Annotated in this window: 19 protein-coding genes and 2 rRNA genes (1 of these 21 cut by a window edge); 7 read left to right on the top strand and 14 right to left on the bottom strand. The window is 59.6% G+C overall.

The window, feature by feature from the left end:
• Nucleotides 1-152: 152 nt before the first annotated feature.
• The 7 genes from gyrB to rpsT form a co-directional block, all read right to left on the bottom strand.
• The gene (gyrB, locus tag AC1DK3_RS08610; RefSeq protein WP_477191816.1) at nucleotides 153-2,606 is read right to left on the bottom strand and encodes a DNA topoisomerase (ATP-hydrolyzing) subunit B; all 2,454 of its coding nucleotides are present in this window, start codon (nucleotides 2,604-2,606) and stop codon (nucleotides 153-155) included.
• Nucleotides 2,607-2,753: 147 nt separating this feature from the next.
• The gene (recF, locus tag AC1DK3_RS08605) at nucleotides 2,754-3,944 is read right to left on the bottom strand and encodes a DNA replication/repair protein RecF (protein ID WP_477191815.1); all 1,191 of its coding nucleotides are present in this window, start codon (nucleotides 3,942-3,944) and stop codon (nucleotides 2,754-2,756) included.
• Nucleotides 3,941-4,741, bottom strand: coding sequence for a TIGR02391 family protein (locus AC1DK3_RS08600; RefSeq protein WP_477191814.1), 801 nt, complete (start codon nucleotides 4,739-4,741; stop codon nucleotides 3,941-3,943). Before AC1DK3_RS08600 ends, recF begins: the two co-directional genes overlap by 4 nt.
• 16 nt (nucleotides 4,742-4,757) lie before the next feature.
• Nucleotides 4,758-5,876, bottom strand: a complete 1,119-nt coding sequence (gene dnaN, locus AC1DK3_RS08595) for a DNA polymerase III subunit beta (RefSeq protein WP_477191813.1) — start codon at nucleotides 5,874-5,876, stop codon at nucleotides 4,758-4,760.
• A gap of 329 nt (nucleotides 5,877-6,205) precedes the next feature.
• A complete protein-coding gene (gene dnaA, locus AC1DK3_RS08590) occupies nucleotides 6,206-7,624 on the bottom strand; it encodes a chromosomal replication initiator protein DnaA (protein WP_477192889.1) in 1,419 nt (472 codons plus the stop codon).
• Nucleotides 7,625-7,835: 211 nt separating this feature from the next.
• Nucleotides 7,836-8,279 (bottom strand): rhodanese-like domain-containing protein, encoded by a 444-nt coding sequence (locus tag AC1DK3_RS08585; protein WP_477191812.1) that lies wholly within the window; start codon nucleotides 8,277-8,279, stop codon nucleotides 7,836-7,838.
• Between the two features lie 629 nt (nucleotides 8,280-8,908).
• A complete protein-coding gene (gene rpsT, locus AC1DK3_RS08580; protein WP_092862473.1) occupies nucleotides 8,909-9,175 on the bottom strand; it encodes a 30S ribosomal protein S20 in 267 nt (88 codons plus the stop codon).
• A gap of 291 nt (nucleotides 9,176-9,466) precedes the next feature.
• Between rpsT and AC1DK3_RS08575 the strand changes: the two genes are divergently transcribed.
• The gene (locus AC1DK3_RS08575; protein WP_477191811.1) at nucleotides 9,467-10,051 is read left to right on the top strand and encodes a hypothetical protein; all 585 of its coding nucleotides are present in this window, start codon (nucleotides 9,467-9,469) and stop codon (nucleotides 10,049-10,051) included.
• A 42-nt stretch (nucleotides 10,052-10,093) separates the two neighbouring features.
• Complete coding sequence (locus AC1DK3_RS08570) at nucleotides 10,094-10,711, top strand: hypothetical protein (RefSeq protein WP_477191810.1); 618 nt, start codon at nucleotides 10,094-10,096, stop codon at nucleotides 10,709-10,711.
• Nucleotides 10,712-10,720: 9 nt separating this feature from the next.
• On the opposite strand, the gene mutM is transcribed toward AC1DK3_RS08570, so the two are convergent.
• Nucleotides 10,721-11,602, bottom strand: a complete 882-nt coding sequence (gene mutM, locus AC1DK3_RS08565) for a bifunctional DNA-formamidopyrimidine glycosylase/DNA-(apurinic or apyrimidinic site) lyase (RefSeq protein ID WP_477191809.1) — start codon at nucleotides 11,600-11,602, stop codon at nucleotides 10,721-10,723.
• Nucleotides 11,603-11,691: 89 nt separating this feature from the next.
• Between mutM and ubiE the strand changes: the two genes are divergently transcribed.
• The 3 genes from ubiE (at nucleotide 11,692) to ubiB (ending at nucleotide 14,803) form a co-directional block, all read left to right on the top strand.
• Complete coding sequence (ubiE, locus tag AC1DK3_RS08560) at nucleotides 11,692-12,528, top strand: bifunctional demethylmenaquinone methyltransferase/2-methoxy-6-polyprenyl-1,4-benzoquinol methylase UbiE (protein ID WP_477191808.1); 837 nt, start codon at nucleotides 11,692-11,694, stop codon at nucleotides 12,526-12,528.
• Between the two features lie 126 nt (nucleotides 12,529-12,654).
• Nucleotides 12,655-12,948 carry a hypothetical protein gene (locus AC1DK3_RS08555; protein WP_477191807.1) on the top strand — a complete coding sequence of 98 codons (294 nt, stop codon included), beginning with the start codon at nucleotides 12,655-12,657 and terminating at the stop codon, nucleotides 12,946-12,948.
• A 262-nt stretch (nucleotides 12,949-13,210) separates the two neighbouring features.
• Nucleotides 13,211-14,803, top strand: a complete 1,593-nt coding sequence (gene ubiB / locus AC1DK3_RS08550) for a 2-polyprenylphenol 6-hydroxylase (RefSeq protein ID WP_477191806.1) — start codon at nucleotides 13,211-13,213, stop codon at nucleotides 14,801-14,803.
• 12 nt (nucleotides 14,804-14,815) lie between these two features.
• On the opposite strand, the gene AC1DK3_RS08545 is transcribed toward ubiB, so the two are convergent.
• A complete protein-coding gene (locus AC1DK3_RS08545; RefSeq protein ID WP_477191805.1) occupies nucleotides 14,816-15,136 on the bottom strand; it encodes a carboxymuconolactone decarboxylase family protein in 321 nt (106 codons plus the stop codon).
• Between the two features lie 113 nt (nucleotides 15,137-15,249).
• On the opposite strand from AC1DK3_RS08545, the gene AC1DK3_RS08540 reads away from it, so the two are divergent.
• Nucleotides 15,250-15,720 (top strand): nuclear transport factor 2 family protein, encoded by a 471-nt coding sequence (locus tag AC1DK3_RS08540; protein WP_477191804.1) that lies wholly within the window; start codon nucleotides 15,250-15,252, stop codon nucleotides 15,718-15,720.
• A 73-nt stretch (nucleotides 15,721-15,793) separates the two neighbouring features.
• On the opposite strand, the gene AC1DK3_RS08535 is transcribed toward AC1DK3_RS08540, so the two are convergent.
• Nucleotides 15,794-16,624: an FTR1 family iron permease gene (locus AC1DK3_RS08535; RefSeq protein WP_477191803.1), complete on the bottom strand. Its 831-nt coding sequence runs from the start codon at nucleotides 16,622-16,624 to the stop codon at nucleotides 15,794-15,796.
• 6 nt (nucleotides 16,625-16,630) lie between these two features.
• The gene (locus AC1DK3_RS08530) at nucleotides 16,631-17,020 is read right to left on the bottom strand and encodes a cupredoxin domain-containing protein (RefSeq protein WP_477191802.1); all 390 of its coding nucleotides are present in this window, start codon (nucleotides 17,018-17,020) and stop codon (nucleotides 16,631-16,633) included.
• 231 nt (nucleotides 17,021-17,251) lie between these two features.
• Between AC1DK3_RS08530 and AC1DK3_RS08525 the strand changes: the two genes are divergently transcribed.
• Nucleotides 17,252-18,079, top strand: a complete 828-nt coding sequence (locus AC1DK3_RS08525) for a hypothetical protein (protein ID WP_477191801.1) — start codon at nucleotides 17,252-17,254, stop codon at nucleotides 18,077-18,079.
• Nucleotides 18,080-18,088: 9 nt separating this feature from the next.
• On the opposite strand, the gene AC1DK3_RS08520 is transcribed toward AC1DK3_RS08525, so the two are convergent.
• The 3 genes from AC1DK3_RS08520 to AC1DK3_RS08510 form a co-directional block, all read right to left on the bottom strand.
• Nucleotides 18,089-18,973: a hypothetical protein gene (locus tag AC1DK3_RS08520; RefSeq protein ID WP_477191800.1), complete on the bottom strand. Its 885-nt coding sequence runs from the start codon at nucleotides 18,971-18,973 to the stop codon at nucleotides 18,089-18,091.
• A gap of 103 nt (nucleotides 18,974-19,076) precedes the next feature.
• Nucleotides 19,077-19,191, bottom strand: a 5S ribosomal RNA gene (gene rrf / locus AC1DK3_RS08515).
• 226 nt (nucleotides 19,192-19,417) lie between these two features.
• Nucleotides 19,418-22,128 (bottom strand): 23S ribosomal RNA (locus AC1DK3_RS08510) (it continues 92 nt past the right edge of the window).

Below are 22,128 nucleotides of genomic sequence, written 5' to 3'. Positions count from 1 at the left end.
TCATCCCGGCGGAGGCCGGGATCCATCCAGGCTGATGACTTGCGATGAACGGATGCTTGGACGGATCCCCGCCTCCGCGGGGATGACGTCCGGAGACGGGCAGCAGACAACCGGACTCGGTAATTCAACGGCTAGAATGCGCTCCGCGTCGCCTAAACGTCCAAGTTCGATACGTTGAGCGCGTTTTCCTGGATGAACTCGCGCCGCGGCTCGACGACATCGCCCATCAGCTTGGCGAAAATCTCGTCGGCCTCCGCGAGATCGCCGACCTTGACCTGCAGCAGCGTGCGCACGTCGGGATCGAGTGTCGTCTCCCAAAGCTGCTCGGGGTTCATCTCGCCCAGACCTTTGTAGCGCTGCAGATCGAGACCCTTGCGGCCCACCTCGTACACCGCTTGGAGCAGCGAACGCGGACCGGTGATGATCTCGATCTTATCTTTGCGCTTGAGCTTCGCCGGCGTGTCGTAGAGCTCGACCAGATGTTCGTGACGCTCGTTCAAGCGCCGCGCATCGAGCGAACCCAACAGCGCCCGGTCGAGTATCTGAACCTCGGTGACGCCGCGAACCTCGCGCTTGAAGACATACCCGTCGTTGCCGTAGCTGCCTTGCCATCCCGTTTCCATCTCTTCGGCGATGGAGTCGAGACGTGCAGCGATCCTCTGGGCAATCTCGTCGGCCCTCTGAGAATCGGGCGTCGAAAGGATCGACGCGTCGAACACCCCGCCGATGGCGCCTTGCTCGACGACATTTCGATTATACCGAGAATGCAGCGCGTTGATGCCACCCGCGATCTGCCGCGCCTGCTCGACGACGTCGCGCAAATCCCGGCCCGCCCGCTCCGTACCGTCGCCGCCGATCAGCACGGCGTCGACGAGGCCCTGATCGATCAGGTAATCCTCGAGCGCCCGCTCGTCCTTCAGGTACGAATGCGACTTTCCTTTCGCCACTTTGTAGAGCGGCGGCTGCGCGATGTAGACGTGGCCCTTTTCAACGAGCTCCGGCATCTGCCGGTAGAAGAACGTCAACAGCAGCGTGCGAATATGCGCGCCGTCGACGTCGGCGTCCGTCATGATGATGATCTTGTGATAGCGAAGCTTGTCGAGCCTGAATTCGTCGCGCCCGATGCCGGTGCCGAGCGCGGCGATGATGTTCGTCACCTGCTCCGATGACAGCATCTTGTCGGTGCGAGCCCGCTCGACGTTCAGAATTTTACCTCGGATCGGCAGCACAGCCTGGAACTCGCGCTTACGACCCTGCTTGGCGGAACCGCCCGCCGAGTCGCCTTCGACGATGAACATTTCCGTTTTCGACGCATCGCGATCCTGGCACTCGGCGAGACCGCCCGGCAGACGCAGCCCGTCGAGCGCACCTTTCCGCCGCGTCAGATCGCGAGCTTTGCGCGCAGCCTCACGAGCAAGCGCCGCCTCGACGATCTTGCCGACGATGACCTTCGCCTCTTTCGGATGCTCCTCGAACCAGGCGCCGAGCTGATCGCCGACCGCCGATTCCACGACCGGCTTCACTTCCGACGAAACGAGCTTGTCCTTCGTCTGCGAAGAAAACTTCGGGTCAGGCACCTTCACCGAAAGCACGCACGTCAAACCCTCGCGCGCGTCGTCGCCCGAAAGCGCCACCTTTTCCTTCTTCGCGAGGCCGGTTTCCACCGCATACTTGTTGACGATACGCGTCAGCGCACCCCGGAAACCCGCGAGATGCGTTCCGCCGTCGCGCTGCGGAATGTTGTTCGTGAAGCACAGCACCGTCTCGTGATAGCTGTCGTTCCACCAGAGAGCGGCCTCGACCGTGATGCCGTCCTTCTCGGAATGGACCATGATCGGTTCGGGAAGCGCCGACGACTTCGATCGATCGAGGTAACGGACGAAAGCAGCCGTGCCGCCATCGTAATTGAATTCCTGGCGCTTCACGTCGGCATGGCGCGCGTCGATCAGAACGATCCTCGCACCGGAGTTCAGGAACGCGAGCTCGCGCAAGCGATGCTCGAGCGTCGCGAAGTCGAATTCCGTTACGTTGTGAAACGTCTCTGTGCTCGGCAGGAACGTGACTTCGGTGCCGCGTTCCTCGCCGGCGTCGCCGATGACCTTCAACGGCGCAATGGCGTTGCCGTTGTGAAACTCGATGTAGTGCTCTTTGCCTTCGCGCCAGATCCGGCACTTGAGCCAAGACGACAGCGCGTTGACGACCGACACGCCGACGCCGTGCAGACCGCCCGAAACCTTGTACGAGTTCTGGTCGAACTTGCCGCCCGCGTGAAGCTCGGTGAACACGATCTCGGCAGCCGAACGCTTCGGCACCTGATCGTCGTCGCGCTTGATGCCGGTCGGAATGCCGCGCCCGTCGTCGCGCACCGTGCACGAGCCGTCGGGGTTCAGCGTCACCGTGCAGGCGTGCGCATGGCCAGCCAGAACCTCGTCGACGGCGTTGTCGACGACTTCGTAGATCATGTGGTGGAGACCCGATCCGTCATCGGTGTCGCCGATGTACATGCCGGGACGTTTCCGAACCGCGTCGAGCCCCTTCAGCATCTTGATGCTGTCCTCGCCGTAGTCATCCGGCGCAGGTGTTTTCTTGAGCGGTTGGGCGTTCATTATCGGGCTTTCTCAGCGGACGGAATTATGGTCCGTTTTTATAGCACAAACCGCCCCGAAACGCCCTAAAAAATCGTCATAAATCGAGGCCGAAAAGCCCTTGTTTTACAGTGTTTTGGATGTGGCCGTTTGTCCCGATCGGCGGACTTACGGAAGGGCCCCGATCTTTCCCACTTCCACCCCCCAGAATCGCGCCTTTTCCCGAAGCGCCGAGAACGCTTCCGCGTCCGTCCCGGTCATCCAGGCTTGCGCTCCGAGCCGGAGAATTTCTGCAAACAACGCAGCCCGCCGGTGGACGTCGAGATGCGCCGTGATTTCATCGAGGAGGAGGATGGGCGCCGCCCCCTCCTGCCGCTCCGTCAGCAGCTCGGCATGCGCCAGCACGAGCCCGAGAAGCAGCGCCTTCTGCTCGCCAGTCGAACACTGACGCGCTTCCAGCGCCTTCGGACCGTGTTCGACGATCAGATCGGAACGATGCGGCCCATCGAGCGTACGGCTCGCCGCACGGTCGCGTTCGCGCGTTTCGCGGAGCGTCCGCGCGTAGGCATCTTCCGCCTCGACAGCCGAAAGACGCTTGAGATCGTCCTCGATGGTTCCGACGAGCCGGAACGACGACCACGGAAACGCGGAATTCGGATCGCGCTCGCGGCGCGTCTCGACGATTGCAGCCATCGCCGCCACAGCTTCGAGGCGAGCAGCCGCAACCGCGACACCCGTCTCTGCCATCACCTGCTCGAAGCCGGATAGCTGCGCGTTGTCGCGCACGCCGTCGGCAAGCAGGCGATTGCGGCTCGTCATCGCCCGCTCGAACCGCCCGGCGATCGTCCGGTAGCTGTGATCGAAACAGAGGATCAATCGGTCGAGAAAACGCCGCCGCTCGGAAGCCGGACCCGTGAAAAGCCCGTCCATCGCCGGCGTCACCCAGACGATTTCGAGATAGTCGGCAAGGATGCCCGAACCCGACTGCGCCGAGCCGTCGATCCGAACGATGCGGCCGGTTCGTCCTGAACCCTCAGACCGCGCGCTCGTCCCAGCGCCCGCCACTAACCCCGTCCCGATATCCGCAGGGCCTGCGAGCGTATGAGCATGCGCCGCAATCGCGAAACCGCCGTCGCCCCCTGCGCGCGCCAATTCGATGAACGGCACACGCCGCAAGCCCGTGCCCGGCGAAAGCAACGACAGCGCCTCGAGCAGATTGGTCTTGCCCGACCCGTTCGCGCCCACGATCACCTGCGGCCCCGCATCGGTCGCAACGCTCGCCGACACATAGCTGCGAAAATTCGTCAGCGTCAGTCGCTCGACCCAGAGTCCGACACTGGAGCTTTCTATTTTTGTCAATTCCGTTTCGGACGCTTAGCCTCTTGCACGCGATACGCCAGCATGCTGAGGAAGTTTATATATTCGAGCGCCCGCTGCTCGGATCCCTCCGGAAACGAGTGACCGCCTGGATTGCGTATCGCTAATACGGCTCCCACAAAAAGATGCATCATACCTTCCTGCTCGTCTTGGTCCGTCTGATCGGACAAGTCGTTGAAGGCAAGTACGGGGTTGTTCTTCGAGAACGCCGCATACATTAGTTTCGCGCCATCGAGATCCAATCCCGAGCGCTCCTTTACGTAATGTACCAATGCCTTGCTCGCCGCAAACACTGCATCCCAGTGATGCCCATCTCTAAATCTGTGTTCCACCACGTCCAAGATACGAGGATGCAAATTGAAGGTGCCGAGGCCTTCGGCCAATTTCGGGCTCGATCCATTGCGTAGATCTTCTGCCTTTTCTTTTAATCGCTCGACGAGCCCCTTAAGTACGTTCAAAACAACTTTGCGCCCAGCGACAACACCAGCGAGGCGCTGACCTTCTGGCATATTAATGTATAGCGAGCCCGACCATATCTCTATGTATTGGTGTTCCTGGAATTCCGGCGAACCCTCTCCAAAAACGTCTCGGATAGTATTTCGGATGTTGCTTTCAATGATTTCAACGGAACCGTCTTTAGCGTGGAAGGCCACTTGAACGTCTAACCGCTCGAGTTCATCGATACGTTTGGCAATCTTAGCAATTGCCCGTTCAATCTCCTGCTCCGTCGTGAAAATATTCGGAACAGGTGGAGGAATAACGCTGGGCTTGCGAACCATTGTGCGCTCGGAAAATTTACACCCGCATCGGCATCAGAACGTAAAGCGCGCTGCCGTCGCCGCCGTCGCGAACCATCGTCGGCGAGCCCGGATCGGCGAGCAGAAACCGCGCGTCTTCGCTCTCGAGTTGATCGGCGATGTCGAGGAGATACCGTGCGTTGAACCCGATCTCGAGCGGACCGGACGAATAGCCGACGGAAATCTCTTCCGTTGCGCTGCCGCCTTCCGGATTGTTCACCGTCAGGATCAGCTTGTCCTTGCCGACGTTGAGCTTCACCGCACGACCGCGCTCGCTCGCAATCGTCGACACGCGATCGACCGCGCTCTTGAACGATGCGTTCGGCACTTTCATTTCTTTGTCGTTGTTGTGCGGAATGACGCGTCCGTAATCCGGGAACGTCCCGTCGATCAGCTTCGACGTCAAAACGACCGGCCCGATCTCGAACCGCACCTTCGTCTGCGACACGCCGACTTTGACCTTCGCGCTCGTGTCTTCGAGAAGCCGCGCAAGCTCGTGCACCGTCTTCCTCGGCACGATGACGCCCGGCATGCCTTCCGCGCCATTCGGCAAAGGCAATTCCACCTGCGCCAGGCGGTGACCGTCGGTCGCGACTGCCCGCAGCGTCTTGGTGCCGTTCGTCTCGGCAGGGTGCAAATAAATGCCGTTGAGATAGTAGCGCGTTTCTTCCGTTGAGATCGCGAAGCGCGTCTTGTCGATGAGCCGCTTCAAGTCTCCGGCTTCGATCGTGAACTCATGGCCGATTTCGCCGACGGCCAGATCCGGGAAGTCGTCAGCTGACAGCATCTGCAGGCTGAAGCGCGAATGACCCGACGTGATCGTCAGGCGCTCCTTGTCGCCCTCGCGCTTCATCTCGATCTCGGCGCCATCGGGAAGCTTACGCACGATATCGTGCAAAACGTGTGCAGGAACGGTCAGCGTGCCGGGCGTCGCAACTTTCGCGCTGACGCTCTCGCTGACCTCGCGCTCGAGGTCCGTCGCCTTGAACATCAGAACGTCGCCGGTCGCCTTCAGCATGATGTTCGACAGGATCGGTATCGTCGTCCGGCGTTCAACGACGCTCGTAACGTGGCTTAGCGCCTTCAAGAGTTCCCCACGTTCGATCTCGAGACGCATGTCTATCCTCAGCATTGACTATGAAATTGCGCGTGGAATGGCGGCCTGAAACCGCCGTGGCGTCACGCGCGAAGAACGGTTGGCCCGAAGCTTCCCCTTGAACGGAATCGCCCGCGGAGCAGGATCAGAGCCGAAAGATGGCATCTTTTCAAGCAAGATGTATTGGCCAGCCGAGAACTGGCCAAAGAACCGCCCGGATACGGACCGGAGACCGGCCAGGAATCCGCGCCGCGCGGCCTTTTTGCAGGCCAAAAACGGCAAAGCCGGCACTCCAGGGGGTTGGTGTGCCGGCCCTTCGTCGCATCAGGCCGCAAGGGGTGACTTTGCGGTCAGTGGTTGAGAAGCCTCTTCAGCTCCTCAAGCTCGTCTCCGAGGTTCGGATTCTTACTGATTTCGCCCTCGATTTTGCGGATCGCATGCAAAACGGTCGTGTGGTCGCGGCCACCGAAACGGCGTCCGATTTCCGGAAGCGACCGTGCCGTCAGATGCTTGGCGAGATACATTCCGATCTGGCGCGGCCAGACGACGGAACGATGACGCCTCTGCGACAGGAGATCGCCCTTCGACACACCGTAATGCCTCGAAATGATCCGCAGAATGTCTTCGATCTTGATCCGGCGCGGCTCGAGATTTTGAACGAGATCGCGAATGACGGTCTCGGCAATATCGAGCGTGATCGGCGTGCGCATATACTGCCACGTTGCATAAAGGCGCGTGACCGCACCCTCAAGCTCGCGGCCGTTCTCCGTAAGCCTCAGCGCCAGGAGATCGACGACATCCCGTGACAGCGAGAACGACGGATCCACTGCGCGCTTCTCGGCAAGCCGCTTGTCGAGCACCTTGAGACGCAGCTCGTGATCGAGCGATTGCAGCTCGGTAACCAGGCCGCGCTGCAGGCGCGAACGCATGCGTTCGTTGAGGCGCTCAATCTGATTGGGAGCCCGAGCCGACGCGACGACGACCTGTTTGCCGCCGTCGAGCAGCGCGTTGATGATGTGATCGAACTCCTGCTCCGTACGTTCGCCTTGCAGGAATTCGAGGTCGTCGATCAGCAACATGTTGATGTTGCGGAAACGCTCCTTGAAAGCCAAGGGATCGGAAGAGCGAAGAGCTTCGACGAACTGATAGCGGAAGCGTTCCGCCGTCAGATAAAGAACCTGAGCGTTCGGCGCGCGCTTCTTCACTTCCCAGGCGATAGCGTGAAGAAGATGGCTTTTGCCGAGGCCGACCTGCGAGTGGAGATAGAGCGGATTGTATCCCGGCGCGCCGGAAAGAACCGTTTCGGCAACTTGCGTAGCGCCCGCATGCGCCATGCGGTTCGAAGCGCCGACGACGAAGCTGTCGAAAGTATAACGCGGGTCGAGCGGCGAACCTTCAAGGCCGCCTGCCGAAGTCCTCTGCACCGGGAGCACCGGCGCGCGCAAAGCGGCGGGGCGCTGTGGAAGATCGGTGTGTGCAGCCGGCAGAGGCGTCGCTGCGGTCGCCGCATGGTTCGCGTCGTGAGAACGCGCCTCACCCGGCCGCTGCGCAACCGCGCCCGGCTGGCGCCAAACCACTTCGACGCGTTCGACGGTCGCGAACTCTATGCGCGAGCAGTGCAGCAGATGATCGGAATAATGTTCTTGAATCCAGTTGCGGACGAATTTCACAGGCACCGAAACCTTGACGATCCGCCCGTCGAAGCTTTCGAATTCCAAGCTCTTGAACCAGCTCGAATAGACCTCGTCGCCGAGCTGAACCTTCAGCATCGCACGAACCTTCTGACCGCGGCCCACTACCGCGCTCGTCGGAGTCTCGGCGCCCTGTCCGCTACCGACATCCTGAGACTCTGCTTTTTGTGCTGCCTGCATAGTATTTACTCCCCGCTGATAACGCGGGACGCCTAGAAGCGCCCCCCTCTTCACCGTCTGGCGTAACCCTCCGCCATTCGGTGCCGTCTATGCCGTCTGCGATTTCCCGCTAGCCCTGCACCCAATCGAGACCCGCAAATTTCCAACCGGAAATCCGTCCGCGGTGCTGGCTAGCGTCCAATGGTCCCTCAAAGCCCTCCATGACATTGCGACACCGGCGATACCCCGCCGCCGTCATCTGTTCTGCAGCCATCCGGCTGCGGCCGCCTGAGCGGCAAATGAAGAAAATCTCGGTGTCCTTCTCCACACCCCTGGCAGTCAGCGCTGCGTCGAGACGTTCGGTGAAGTCCGGGGCGGTCCGGCCGCCTGGAAATGTCTGCCATTCCATCAGCAAAACTTCCCCATGGACTGTGGAAAGATCCGGAATTCCAACGAACGCCCACTCGGCACGAGTACGAACATCCACAAGAACGGCCTTCGGATCGCCTTCGAGACGCTTCCACGCGTCGAGGACGGGTACGTCCTCGACTCCAGAAGCTTCCAGTTTTTCCACTTATCCCCTCACGTCACACGCAGTACTGATAAAGACCCGCGCAAGTATCCCCAGGTAAGGCCCGGAGAATCCCCAGCTGCTCTGGTCGCTGCCACAGCAACGCCAAAGGTTAGTCGCAGGTCTTTATCTATTTTGACGATGCGCTCGCGGTCGCCAATTCTATTGGCCCTCGAACGCTACGCTCGCCGAACTTACCTGTGCGAACGACCGCTTTTACCCCGCTGCCATCCACTGAGAAATTTACTAGCCCTTAACCTTCTTTTCGACAAGCGGCTCTGATCCCCATTATGGGCGTCCAGCGAGAAGAAAAGTTGTCCACAGGTGTTGGTGACAACGTGAGTCACTTCGCAAGCCCTGTGCATAAACGCCTGACTCATTCGGGATTTTCACAGTCGAAGAACTCGGGCACGCCGCGTGGTCGCAGCTGTCATCGACACGTCATTTTTTTTTGGCGCCGGCCGAGAACGGAGGCTGTGCCCCTCGCCGGTTCACACGCCCAGCGCGCATGATGGGCCCGATTTCAGCAGGTTAATGGCGTTAAAAAAAAACGGGCCCGAAATTGGACCCGCTCTTTACCGGTGCGAATATGCAACAGGGAGGAAAATTGGCCCCTGTTATTCACATGTACGTTACGCGCTCATGGCCTTGACACGCTGAGCGAGCCTGGAAACCTTCCGGCTGGCGGTGCGCTTGTGCATGACGCCCTTCTGGGCGCTGCGGACAAGCAGGGGCTCGGCGGCGGCGAGAGCGGCCTTGGCCTTTGCGGCATCGCCCGAAGCAATAGCCTCTTCGACAGAGCGAACTTCGGTTTTGACGCGCGTGCGGCGGCCCTTGTTCACTTCAGTGCGGCGGATCATCTGGCGCGCGGCTTTTTTCGCCGACGACGTGTTAGCCATAGGTTGTCCTTACGTTGCTACGAATACGCCCGCGCGTTAGCGGAAAGCTAGGCGAGGCGGTGGTTGAAGAAATCTCTCGTCGGCCCAGGATTGTTGGTCCAGGCACACGGTTTGCGGGGGGTATAGCCCTCGGAAAGTGATCGGTCAATGAATCAGCATGATGAAAATGCCCGATTCCTGGCGAAAACCAATGCCGCCGCCGGTCGCAGCGCTTTTCCCCGGCATTTGCGATAAGCCGGAACATAGACGACGATCACTGACACACTTACGTCTTGGGGGGGCTTCCAGAGAATGTTGTCTTGGACCGGTTGGCTATTTGCGCTGGCAGCAGCCATTTTTGCGACGATCTTGGCCGCAGCAGCAAACCAGCCGATGTTGCAAATGGCCGCCGTGGCCGCCGTCAGCATCGCAATTGTTCTCATCGCGATCCGTGAGCATCGGCAGCTCAATGACGTCGGTGCCCCCGCAAGCGCCGTTGCAAGTTCGACCGCCCGTTATCTCGCCCTGATATGGGCATGGGGCGGCCTGACGTTGCTGGTGACCTACCTGTTCGTCATCGAAGCCCATTGGGCCGAATGGTGGCAGTTCTTCCTTGGTTTCGCTTTTGCAGCCGTGGCAAGCCTCGGTTTCTCACTCCTGCTCGATCGCGATCGGGCGGCCGGACGCACCGACGCCACGCTCGTCAAGTTTGGGCGCATTCTGCTGAAAGCGCAGATCGTCGGCATGGTCGCTGGCGTCATCAGCCTCTTCGTCGACGAGAAATTTCCACGCGCCGAAACCCACGCTGATTGGGCCGGCTGCAACATCTTCTTCTTCGGCGCGCTCGCAATTGCAGCGATCAGCCTCGATGCGATACGGTCGCCCGCCAAAGCGTGATCGAAGACGAGACGCCTCTGACCACGGGGACATTCAACCGAAATGACTTTGCGCCCTTCGCTTCCCTGGCTGCTGACGACACTCGGAGTTGCCCTGATCGCCATGTTCTTGGCCGCAGGCGCTCTGCAGAAATTCGAAGCAGCAATCGCCGCTTCGGTCTTCGTATTCGTCATCGTGACGGCGGCAATACGAACGAACGCGCCGGTATGGCGGCGAACGCCGGACGTCGCCGAGATAACGCCGCGTGATGCGATGATCGCAACAATCCGGCTCGTGATGCTGAGCTTTCTGTGGTGCGGCCTCGCCTTCTTCGCGGTCTATCTCGGAACCAGCATTCGCTGGCAGCACGGCTGGGAATATGGCTCCGCCATGGTGCTGGTCGCTGGAGCCTACGCCTATTACCTGTCGCGTCTGCGAGACCCGCACGACGACTGGTCGAAACCGCAGGCCATCGAGCGCATGGTTCGATTTATGACCTATCAGGCTTTCGCCATCGGGGGCGGACTTGTCTGGCTCATAAGCTCGGGAAAGCTCGCAACGCTCCGCGGCGATTGGGCGGCAAACCAGCTTTTCCTTGCCGGCGGTTTCTCCGTGATGTGCCTGAGCGCCATTATCGTCAAGACCAACAGCGCCCTCGCCGAGCGTCACGCGGCGAACTGACGTCGCATCTCACCGCTGACAGCGCGGGCAATAGAATGTCGCGCGCCCCGAGTGGACGGCGCGGCGTATCTCGCCCCCGCACCCAGGTGTTTGGCAGACCGACCCGGCGCGGTCGTAAACCCCGAACCTCTCCTGAAACGCCCCGCGCTTTCCGTCGGCATGGCGATAATCGCGAAGCGTCGAACCGCCCGCATCGATCGCGCGTTCGAGCACGTCCCGGATCGCGGGCACCAGCTTGATGGCGCGTGCCGTCGGCGCCCCGCGCCGGTTGGCAAGGCTCGCGGCTGCCCTGTCCGGCGATAGCCCCGCCTGATAGAGCGCTTCCGAAACGTAGATGTTTCCAAGCCCCGCGATGACGTGCTGATCCATCAGAAAGGCTTTGAGATTGACCTTTCTTCCCAGCGCCTTGGACGCCAGATATTCCGCGGTCAAATCCTCGCCGAGCGGCTCGGCGCCGAGATCGCGAAAGAGCGCATGCTGCGCACGCTCCCTATGCGCCATCATCACCATGAAGCCGAAGCGTCTCGGATCATTGTAGATCACCTTCGTCCCATCCGAGAGATTGAGCACGACGTGATCGTGCGTCGGATCGGGGCCCGTCCCATGCGCGAACTGGCCCGGTGTATCGGCGATCCCGCCGTGGACGATGGTGAAGCGCCCGGTCATGCCGAGATGCATGACGAGATCCTCCCCGCTCGACAGCGACGCAATCAGATATTTCGCGCGGCGCTCGAGCGCGACGATCGACTGCCCGGCGACCCGCTGGGCAAATCTCTCAGGGAACGGAAACCGTAAATCGGGGCGCCGCGCATCGAGCGACTTAACCCGGCGGCCGACGAGAACCGGCGCCAGGCCGCGACGAACCGTTTCGACCTCCGGAAGCTCGGGCATAGCGGAAATATTACCTGATTTTGAGCCGGCGTTGAGGATGAGACGAGCCGACGATAGCGCGCCGGCGCGCGAGCGGCTATGCTGCGGATATGGATCAGAATTCGCAAACTACAAGCCAGAATACCGGCCAAGGCACGGGCCAGAATACGCCTGAGCACGCGTCCAATAAAACGTCGGAGAACACGGCGTCGTTCGGCTTCCGCGCCGTCCCCGAGACCGAGCGCCAGGGCCTCGTCAACAAGGTCTTCGCGTCCGTCGCCGGCCGTTACGATCTGATGAACGACCTGATGTCGGGCGGCTTGCACCGGCTGTGGAAGCGCGAGCTCATCACGATGCTCAACGCGCCGCGCGGCGCGACGCCGTTCAAGTTGCTCGATGTTGCCGGCGGCACCGGCGACATCTCCCTCCGCTATGCCGGCGACAGCGGACCGAACGCCACTGCCGTCATCTGCGACATCAGTCCCGAGATGCTCGAGGTCGGCCGCCGCCGCATCGCTGACGCAGGCCTCCAAAACCGCATTCAGTGCATCGAAGGCAACGCTGAAGAATTACCGTTCGAGAGCAGCAGCTTCGACGCCTACACGATCGCGTTCGGCATTCGCAACGTCACCCACATCGATAACGCGCTCGCCGAAGCCTATCGCGTCTTGAAGCCCGGCGGCCGCTTCCTTTGCCTCGAATTTTCCGAATGCCGCGTCCCGGTTCTCGACCGCCTCTACGACTTTCACTCATTCGAGATCATTCCGCGCCTTGGCCAATTGACGGCCGGAGACGCTGAATCTTATCGCTATCTCGTTGAAAGCATCCGCCGTTTCCCGACCCAGGAGAAATTCGCGGAACTCGTTCGCAATGCCGGGTTTTCCCGCGTCAGCTACCGCAATTTGACGGGCGGCATCGCGGCCATCCACGGCGGCTGGAAGATCTGACGGCAACAATCCAAAGGTGTTCTGGCTCAGAAGGTGTGTCTGCAATTGACGCCGCGCGAGACCGTTCATAGTTTTCCACGCAGGGACGGGAAGAAACTTTTTCTTCCCTAGGAGGAGGTGGGACACATGAAAACAATCACGCTTGCCTGTGCGTTGGCAGTAGCCGCCATTTCTTTTGGCGCCGGAACCGCGAACGCTGGATGCATGACGAAAGCCGCAGTCGCGACATCGGGCTCGGCGGATTCCGCGAAGTGGTTTGCCATGGAAACAATGGTGCAGAACGTCAGCTGGGGCCTCTGGCCGGGCTTCCTCGCGAACGGCGACGTCGCGGGCTACAAGGTCGTCAACAAGCAGTACAAGTGCAGCCCCGATGGCGGCATGGTCACCTGCCACGGCCGCGCGACCTTCTGCTCGAAATAATCGAATTCGAGTTTGCGATTTCGAGAGCGCCCGTGACCACACGCGGGCGCTTTTCGTTTTACCCGCCGTGCTGCCCCGAAACCTCGCTCGCGTTGTATGGCAACCTCGTCGCCGCGCTTCGCAATGGCGCAGGATATTTAACCGTCTTTACCCGATACATGAGGTTCGCTTGACCTAGACGCATTGCGGCGCAATGTGGCCTCAAGCCAGCTGTCGATCCACGAACCCCGGCCCACTGAATTAGGAACACGAAATCGAAGTCATGCCCGGAGCGATCCTTAACACGCTAAGACTCGCGCGCGCCGGGTTTGTGCTTGCACAGTATGGAGTTCGCTTCGTGCCGGCAGGCGTGCCCGTCCCGCTGCCGCTCAAAATTGCACGCGCGGCGACGCTCCCCATCGAATTCCTGTCGGCGCCCTTTCGAAAAAGCGTACCGCGATCAACCCGCGTCGCAACCGCGCTGACGAAGCTCGGCCCGAGCTACGTCAAGCTCGGACAGTTCTTGGCGACCCGCGCCGACGTCATCGGCCCGGAGCTGTCGGCGGATTTGCGCCACCTCCAGGACAAGGCCGAACCCTTCTCGATGGCGGAAGCCCGCGAGACCGTCGAGCGCGCACTCGGCGGCAAGCTCGAAGATCACTTCATCGAGGTTGGGCCGCCCGTCGCCGCTGCATCGATCGCCCAAGTCCACAAGGCCTACGTGCTCGAAAACGGCATCAGGAAAGCCGTCGCCGTCAAAATCCTGCGACCGAATATCGAGAAGCGCTTCAATCGCGACCTCGATAGCTACTATTTCGCGGCGCAGATGATCGAACGCTTTTATCCACCCGCGCGGCGTTTGAAGCCCGTCGCCGTCGTCGACAATTTGAAGCACACCACCGCGCTCGAAATGGACCTCCGTCTCGAGGCCGCCGCGATTTCCGAGATGACCGCGAACACCACCGAGGACGATGGCTTTCGCGTCCCGACGATCGATTGGAAACGCACGGCGAAGCGCGTGCTGACGGTCGAATGGATCGATGGCACGCCGATCTCACATCGCGAAACGCTGCAGGCAAAAGGCTTCGACACCTCCGCACTCGGCCAGACGGTGTTGCGCTCCTTCCTTCGCCACGCCATGCGTGACGGCTTCTTTCATGCCGACATGCATCAAGGAAACCTGTTCGTCGACGACAAGGGCATGGTCGTCGCCGTCGACTTCGGCATCATGGGCCGGCTTGGCCTCGCCGAGCGACGTTTCCTCGCCGAGATCCTGCACGGCCTCATTACGCGCGACTATCATCGCGCCGCCGCGATCCACTTTGAAGCCGGCTACGTTCCGCCCCATCACACCGTCGAGGAATTTGCGCAGGCGATGCGCGCCATCGGCGAGCCCATCCAGGGACGGACGGCGGAAGAAATTTCCATGGCCGACTTGCTCGGCCAGCTTTTCGCCTACACCGAAGTCTTCGACATGGAGACCCGGCCGGAACTCATCCTGCTGCAAAAGAGCATGGTCATCGTCGAAGGCGTCGCGCGTGACCTCGATCCGTCGCTCAACGTCTGGGTTGCAGCGGAGCCCGTCGCCAAGGAATGGATGGAAGCCAACCTTTCGCCGCTCGGCCGCCTCCGCGAGGCGGGGCGCGGCGCGGAATCCATCGGCGAAGTTCTGCTGAAAACGCCGGCCCTTCTCCAAAATCTTGCTCAGGCGATTACCGGCTATTCCGAAATGGCGCGCTCCGGCGTGCGCCTTGACGATCAGACGATCGAAAACATCGCGTCTCGCTCCAAGCGGAGCCGCGCCGCCGATGTCGCGCTCTGGATCGGCGCCCTGAGCCTCGCCGTCATTGCCATAAAGCTCTTCGGCTTTTTCTGATCCGGAACGCCACTACCGTTTCGCCTTGCGGGGCCCGACAAGGTGCGTGCCGTGCGCAATCGCGGCCGTCGCCCGCATCGCAGCAGCGATATAGACGACCTCTGCTATTTCAGCCTCGGTGACACCCGCATTCTCCGCATTGGTGCGATGAACTTCAAGGCTGTACGGACACTGCGTCGCAAGCGCCACACCAAGCGCGATCAGTTCCTTGTAGCGCCGCGGAATAGCTCCTGGCGCCATCGCCGCCCGGTCGAAATTTTCAAATGCAGCCATCGTTGGCGCCGAGAGATTACGAAGATGAGGCAGATTGGATAGATTGGCTATATCATACATTTTGCAGTCTCCCTCGATCGGTGTCACTCGACCTGCCGATTTGCAAAGAAGCCTCGTTACGTTTGCGTCGAAGGTCAAGCCGCCGTCGCAGGGAGAGAACCAAGGAGAGAAAGATGGCAGACGCTCGGCCGCCGCTACCGCCGTTCACACGCGAAACTGCAATACAGAAAGTCCGTGGAGCCGAAGACGGATGGAACTCTCGCGACCCTCATAAAGTGTCGCTCGCCTATACAGTCGACAGCCGCTGGCGCAATCGCGCCGAATTTCCCGTCGGCCGCGAACAGATCGTCGAATTTCTGACACGTAAATGGAACCGCGAGCTCGACTATCGCCTGATCAAGGAGCTCTGGACCTTCGCCGACAATCGCATCGCCGTCCGCTTCGCCTACGAATTCCACGACGACAGCTTTCAGTGGTACCGTTCATACGGAAACGAGAACTGGGAATTCGATCCGAACGGTCTGATGCGGCTGCGTTACGCCTGCATCAACGACCTCAGAATCTCGGAAAGTGATCGCAAATTCCATTGGCCGCTCGGATCCCGCCCCGCGGATCATCCGGGGCTTTCCGATCTCGGGCTTTAGAACGCAATCTTTAAGAGAACGATCGGCCTCTAAGCGAACGATCGGCGCCGCGCGATTTCCGGCGCCGATTTTTTTATCGCGAACTCACTGCGGGCCGGGTCGCCGGCGTCCGCACAATGAAGCCGAGAACGAAAATAGTGCCCGCAGTGATGCCGTAGGCGATCAGCTGCATGCCCGTTGGCTTGGCCATATAACCGATCAAGATGTGCAGGATCTGTCCCACCCAGCTCTTCTCGGACAGAAGCCACGACGTATCCCAAACCGGCGTGTCGAGAACATTGAGGAGACCGGCGCTAGAAAGCTGCGCGACCGCCGACGCGGCAAGGCCCGCAGCGAGCAGCGTCACCAGAACTCCGGTGACCGAGAACATGCGCTTCAACGGAATCGCGGCAAGCCCGAAATAAAGCACCATCGACACGGCTGCGCCGAGCGCCAGCCCAACCACCGACCCGAGCAGCAGTTGGCTTGCCGTTTCCGTTCCGCCCATGACGATGCCGGTCATGAAGAGCACGACCTCGCTACCCTCGCGCATGACCGCGATGGCAACGGCCGCTCCAAGTGCGAATAGCGATCGGCGTCCCGCGGTCACATCGTTTCCGAGTTGCCGCAACTGCTGCGTCATCTCACGCGCGTGCTGCGCCATCCAGACGACGTGCCAAGCCAGCATCACGACAGCAAAGAGCAGAATTGCCGCGATGAAAATTTCATGCCCGCGTCCATCGAATGCGTTCGAGATGCCGGCCGCAAAGAATGCGACAACGGCTGACCCGGCAATTCCAGCGAGAATGCCGAGAGACACCGCTCCGCCCCGCCCGATCACGCCACGCGAAGCGGCAAGCACCACGCCGATAATCAGACCGGCTTCGAGAACTTCGCGGAAAACGAGAACGAGCGCGGCAAGCATGGGCAATTACTCCGCTACGATGTGGCCCAACGCCGAATCCTGGTGAAATTCGCCGAAGAACATGTAGGTGCCGGGCTTCAGCGGCTTCAGCCTGATGATGGCGCTGCTGTTGCCGGCGATGATTTTTTCGAATCCGAGTTCGTAGCTTTCGAACTCTTCTGGGGTAGCGTCCAGGTTCTTGACCGTAATCTTGATCGGTTTCCCGACCGGCAGTTTCAGCGAGTCCGGCTGGAACTTGTGGTCTTTGATGGAGATCTCGACCGCGTGCTCTTCCTCGGCAGCCTGACCAACGGACGCGGAAATCCAAACTCCGCCAACGGCGACTGCAGCGACGGCGAGTGCGGAAATGAAAGCGCGAAAACGCGCGCCAATACGCGAGGAGAAAGAAGTGCCCATTGCAACTCCTAATAGGTCAGGATTCAAGGTCCCGAGATCAGGTTCAGCGGCCACGTAGACCCAAGTAGCCAATAATAGTCAAGAATTTTCACCCCCTAAGAGACTGGCGAGAATTTTACGAATTTGTGAGGTCGGGAAAGAGATTTCGAGCTTTTCCGGCGTTGCCATTTTTTGGCCAGGAGGATGCGGTGCATATGCAGCGCGGGAATAGGTATCCAACGAGGATTGGCTATGTACTCCCGCGCTTCCCATTCGACCGATGCATTTCCCTCCTACGAGCTGGGAGACGTGCTTTCACGGGCCGAAGAGCCCGAAGAAGCTTTCTATGCGGGCGAGCCGATCTCCACGCCGCCGCGAAGGCGCGGCAATCCGGTCCGGAAATTATATTTATTCTTATTCGTAGTGCTGGCCGCGGGTGCGGGTCTCACGCATTTTGGCGCCCCGGTGCAGCAGTGGATTTCCAGCGTCCAGCAGATTATCGCGACTGAGATGGCCGCGAGACAGCCGGCCCCGCCGCTTGAACCAGTGCCGGCGAACGATGTGGCGACTGCTGAAAATTCGTCTCCTCTGCCGCCGACGCCGCCGCCCGAGACACATTCTCAGTCGTTGCCCGAAGTCGTCATCGCGGAAGCACCAGGCGCCGGAACGGCTTCTCAATCTTGGGAGACGAACACCGATGCTGCAGCGGGCGGCGCATCATCGCCCCCGGCCACGCCAGCCGATCCCTATCGCAAGCGCGCGGAAGCCGCAGGACTTCATCCCGATCTCTCGCACGTGCTCTTGGCGCGCCTGACCGCAACGGATTATCGCAACGCTGCCTTCGCCATCGACAAGGCAGTGAAGACGGTCCCGGACGATGGGAATTTTGCGTGGCCTCGCTCCGGCAAGAGCGGCGTCGCCGTCTTCGATGTTCATTTCGTGCCGGGTGCCGGACGCGACTGCCGCCGCTATGTCGTGACCGTGACAAAGGATCGATGGACGACGACGGCGCTCCCGATGGAACGCTGCGGCGTGAAGCTCGCATCCCGCGGTCAGAAGAAAGAACAGTCCGTCGAGTGACGCGTGGCGTCAGGGCCCCTGCAGACCGAACGCCAGGCGCATCTTTTTGCGCAAGTTCGAGTCTTTGGATTTGTCGCCCGCTTTGCCGAGAGCCGGACCACCGTACGTCGCATACAAGAAATCGCGAACCTCGGGAGCCCGGTCGTATTGATGGACGGCAGCCGGAACCGCTCCCTTCGCAGTTACCAGAACCCCGTCCTTCACCTTGAGGAATTTGGTGTTCCGGCCTGAAAGCGTCGCGATCGCACCGTCATAAGGGATCACGACGGAAGACGGCGCGAGATTGAGACGGGCCACGACATTCGTCGTCGCCTGATCGACGCCCGAACGCATATGATGCCTGCGCCCGATCAATTGCCCGAGGAGCAGTTTCTCCCACAAGTACATGATCGCGTCGCCGTGCCGGGCGAGCACCGTGCCACTGCAAATGACTTCATGATGCCTGATGCGCTCGTACACGTCCGCGCCGAACGTTCTCCGGATCGCATTGCCGTTCCATCCCGCAACGTCGTGCGAGAAGCCTTCGCCCTCTTCGCAAAAAATCACCGGCGCATCCGGCAAAGCCTGAAAGATGTCAGCCTGAAATACGACGTCCCGCGTATCCGCCAGAAACACCCGCTCCACTTGGCCCGTGAGGGCCTGCAAAACAGCGACGTAATCGGCAACACGAGCGAAGTTCATATGCGGCCGGCCGAGGCCGGGCGAGCCTGGGTCCAACAGATAATCGACGCCCTCGGCTTCAAGTGCTTTGCCGAGTTCCGCGTCATCGTTGACGACGAGAAGAATACGGCAATCGTGAAATTTCCGCGCTGACCGAACAAACGGCCTCAAGTCAGCGATGCTGTAGTTACGCCCAATCCCGAGAATGAGATTCTTGCCGGTCCCGTGCTGCAATTTGATCTGCGGCTTTGCGCGAACGAGCTCGCTGCGCAGCCAGCGGGCATAAAGTTTCGACCAGATATAATCGAGCTAGAAAATTCACATGACGTCTCGGCAGACCTGGCAACGACCTACTCTCCCGCGTCTTAAGACGAAGTACCATCGGCGCAGGGGCGTTTCACGGCCGAGTTCGGAATGGGATCGGGTGCAGCCACCCCGCCATAATCACCAGGTCAGCGGAGACGTCATATGACTTCTATTTCTGGTCTATTTCTGGATGCTAATGCCTACGCCCATCGGAGCGGCTGAGCCTTTATGCGCCTCTAGGCGCAAGCGTCCGTCATGTCGAAGACATGCTTCGCATAGAGGACGCCGGCACAAGTGCCGCCCTGCCGGACCGCGTCGCGTTTTTGCGCGACAAGCGGTGTGAGGCAAAACGATGAGCATTGCTAAATGAGAGCAATCAAGCCAATCGAGTTATTAGTACCGGTAAGCTACACGCCTTGCAGCGCTTCCACACCCGGCCTATCAACGTGGTGGTCTTCCACGACTCTCGAGGGAGAACTCGTTTTGAGGTGGGTTTCCCGCTTAGATGCTTTCAGCGGTTATCCCGTCCGTACATAGCTACCCTGCTGTGCCGTTGGCACGACAACAGGTCCACCAGAGGTACGTCCATCCCGGTCCTCTCGTACTAAGGACAGATCCTCTCAATTCTCCTACACCTACGGCAGATAGGGACCGAACTGTCTCGCGACGTTCTGAACCCAGCTCACGTACCACTTTAAATGGCGAACAGCCATACCCTTGGGACCTGCTCCAGCCCCAGGATGTGATGAGCCGACATCGAGGTGCCAAACGACGCCGTCGATATGGACTCTTGGGCGTCATCAGCCTGTTATCCCCGGCGTACCTTTTATCCGTTGAGCGATGGCCCTCTCACAAAGAACCACCGGATCACTATGACCGTCTTTCGACTCTGCTCGACTTGTCAGTCTTGCAGTCAGGCTGGCTTATGCCATTGCACTCGACGATTGATTTCCGACCAATCTGAGCCAACCTTCGTACGCCTCCGTTACGATTTAGGAGGCGACCGCCCCAGTCAAACTGCCCACCATGCGCTGTCCCGGATCCGGATAACGGACCGCGGTTAGACAACCATAATCACTAGGGTGGTATTTCACATTTCGGCTCCGCCCGAGCTAGCGCCCAGGTTTCATAGCCTACCACCTATCCTACACAAGCAGTCACGATTGCCAGTGCAAAGTTGCAGTAAAGGTGCACGGGGTCTTTCCGTCTAACCGCAGGAACCCCGCATCTTCACGGGGAATTCAATTTCACTGAGTGTGTGCTGGAGACAGTGGGGAAGTCGTTACGCCATTCGTGCAGGTCGGAACTTACCCGACAAGGAATTTCGCTACCTTAGGACCGTTATAGTTACGGCCGCCGTTTACTGGGGCTTCGATTCAAAGCTTGCACTTCTCCTCTTAACCTTCCAGCACCGGGCAGGCGTCAGGCCATATACGTCGTCGTTGGACTTAGCATAGCCCTGTGTTTTAGGTAAACAGTCGCCACCCCCTAGTTTGTGTCCTGCCCTTCCGGTTGCCCGAAAAGACAGCCTGCTTCTCCCGAAGTTACGCAGGTAATTTGCCGAGTTCCTTCAGCACACTTCGCTCAAGCGCCTTGGTATTCTCTACCAGTCCACCTGTGTCGGTTTCGGGTACGGTCTACGTGGGGGCTATTTCCAGGGACACATTCGCTGCCTCGGCAATCCAATAAGCCTCGACAACTTGCTGCATCCGTCACACACCCACTGGCCCACGAATATTAACGTGGTTCCCATCGACTACGGCTTTCGCCCTCGCCTTAGGGGCCGGCTAACCCTGCGCAGATTAACTTTACGCAGGAACCCTTGGACTTTCGGCGGAAGTGTTTCTCACACTTCTTTCGTTACTCATGTCTGCATTCGCACTTCCGATACCTCCAGGAGCCCTCACGGGTCTCCCTTCACAGGCTTACGGAACGCTCCGCTACCGCGTACACAATCCGAAGAATGTGTACACCCGCGTCTTCGGTACACTGCTTTAGCCCCGTTACATTTTCGGCGCAGGAACCCTTGTTTAGACCAGTGAGCTGTTACGCTTTCTTTAAATGATGGCTGCTTCTAAGCCAACATCCTGGTTGTTATGGGATTCCCACATCCTTTCACACTTAGCAGTGATTTAGGGACCTTAGACGGCGATCAGGGTTGTTTCCCTCTTCACGACGGACGTTAGCACCCGCCGTGTGTCTCCCAGATAGTACTTCGAGGTATTCGGAGTTTACTTAGGTTTGGTAACCCTGTAGGGGCCCCTAGCCCATGTAGTGCTCTACCCCCTCGAGTATTCATCTGAGGCTCTACCTAAATAGATTTCGCGGAGAACCAGCTATTTCCTGCCTTGATTGGCCTTTCACCCCTTGCCACAGTTCATCCGAGGCTTTTTCAACAGACACCGGTTCGGTCCTCCAGTGGGTGTTACCCCACTTTCAACCTGACCATGGCAAGATCGACAGGTTTCGGGTCTAATCCGACGAACTGAACGCCCTATTCAGACTCGCTTTCGCTACGCCTACAGCTATCGCCTTAAGCTTGCTCGTCAGACTAAGTCGCAGACCCATTATACAAAAGGTACGTCGTCACCCTTGCGGGCTCCGACTGTTTGTAGGCATCCGGTTTCAGGTACTATTTCACTCCCCTCGTCGGGGTGCTTTTCACCTTTCCCTCACGGTACTGGTGCACTATCGGTCGGTAAGGAGTACTTAGGCTTGGAGGGTGATCCCCCCATGTTCAAACAGGATTGCACGTGTCCCGTTCTACTCGAGGATAAAGCTCTGCATTACCTGTACGGGGCTGTCACCCGCTGAGGCCCACCTTTCCAGATGGTTCCAGTTGTCATTGCTTTACCACTGGCCTAGTCCGCTTTCGCTCGCCACTACTCGCGGAGTCTCGGTTGATGTCCTTTCCTCCAGGTACTGAGATGTTTCAGTTCCCTGGGTTTGCTTTTAACCCCTATGTATTCAGGGCTAAATACCTCCTGATGACACCCTGAAATCCGCACCCGCTTTCACAGGTGCAAATTTCAAGATGTCGAAGGTGGGTTTCCCCATTCGGAAATCTTCGGATCAACGGCTGT

This window comes from Hyphomicrobium sp. 01T421 (assembly GCF_056398805.1).
The sequence above is the reverse complement of the archived record's forward strand: the minus strand, read 5'-3'. Positions and strand labels throughout refer to the sequence as shown.

What these genes read in the sequence shown, in the direction of transcription:
- dnaN (WP_477191813.1), bottom strand. Translation starts at nt 5,876, where the DNA reads ATGCGTCTCGAGATCGAACGTGGGGAACTCTTGAAGGCGCTAAGCCAC.
- rpsT (WP_092862473.1), bottom strand. Translation starts at nt 9,175, where the DNA reads ATGGCTAACACGTCGTCGGCGAAAAAAGCCGCGCGCCAGATGATCCGC.
- AC1DK3_RS08545 (WP_477191805.1), bottom strand. Translation starts at nt 15,136, where the DNA reads ATGTATGATATAGCCAATCTATCCAATCTGCCTCATCTTCGTAATCTC.
- AC1DK3_RS08570 (WP_477191810.1), top strand. Translation starts at nt 10,094, where the DNA reads ATGACTTTGCGCCCTTCGCTTCCCTGGCTGCTGACGACACTCGGAGTT.
- AC1DK3_RS08535 (WP_477191803.1), bottom strand. Translation starts at nt 16,624, where the DNA reads ATGCTTGCCGCGCTCGTTCTCGTTTTCCGCGAAGTTCTCGAAGCCGGT.
- AC1DK3_RS08525 (WP_477191801.1), top strand. Translation starts at nt 17,252, where the DNA reads ATGTACTCCCGCGCTTCCCATTCGACCGATGCATTTCCCTCCTACGAG.
- AC1DK3_RS08555 (WP_477191807.1), top strand. Translation starts at nt 12,655, where the DNA reads ATGAAAACAATCACGCTTGCCTGTGCGTTGGCAGTAGCCGCCATTTCT.
- dnaA (WP_477192889.1), bottom strand. Translation starts at nt 7,624, where the DNA reads ATGCTGAAGGTTCAGCTCGGCGACGAGGTCTATTCGAGCTGGTTCAAG.
- AC1DK3_RS08575 (WP_477191811.1), top strand. Translation starts at nt 9,467, where the DNA reads ATGTTGTCTTGGACCGGTTGGCTATTTGCGCTGGCAGCAGCCATTTTT.
- AC1DK3_RS08600 (WP_477191814.1), bottom strand. Translation starts at nt 4,741, where the DNA reads ATGGTTCGCAAGCCCAGCGTTATTCCTCCACCTGTTCCGAATATTTTC.
- ubiB (WP_477191806.1), top strand. Translation starts at nt 13,211, where the DNA reads ATGCCCGGAGCGATCCTTAACACGCTAAGACTCGCGCGCGCCGGGTTT.
- ubiE (WP_477191808.1), top strand. Translation starts at nt 11,692, where the DNA reads ATGGATCAGAATTCGCAAACTACAAGCCAGAATACCGGCCAAGGCACG.
- AC1DK3_RS08540 (WP_477191804.1), top strand. Translation starts at nt 15,250, where the DNA reads ATGGCAGACGCTCGGCCGCCGCTACCGCCGTTCACACGCGAAACTGCA.
- gyrB (WP_477191816.1), bottom strand. Translation starts at nt 2,606, where the DNA reads ATGAACGCCCAACCGCTCAAGAAAACACCTGCGCCGGATGACTACGGC.
- mutM (WP_477191809.1), bottom strand. Translation starts at nt 11,602, where the DNA reads ATGCCCGAGCTTCCGGAGGTCGAAACGGTTCGTCGCGGCCTGGCGCCG.
- AC1DK3_RS08530 (WP_477191802.1), bottom strand. Translation starts at nt 17,020, where the DNA reads ATGGGCACTTCTTTCTCCTCGCGTATTGGCGCGCGTTTTCGCGCTTTC.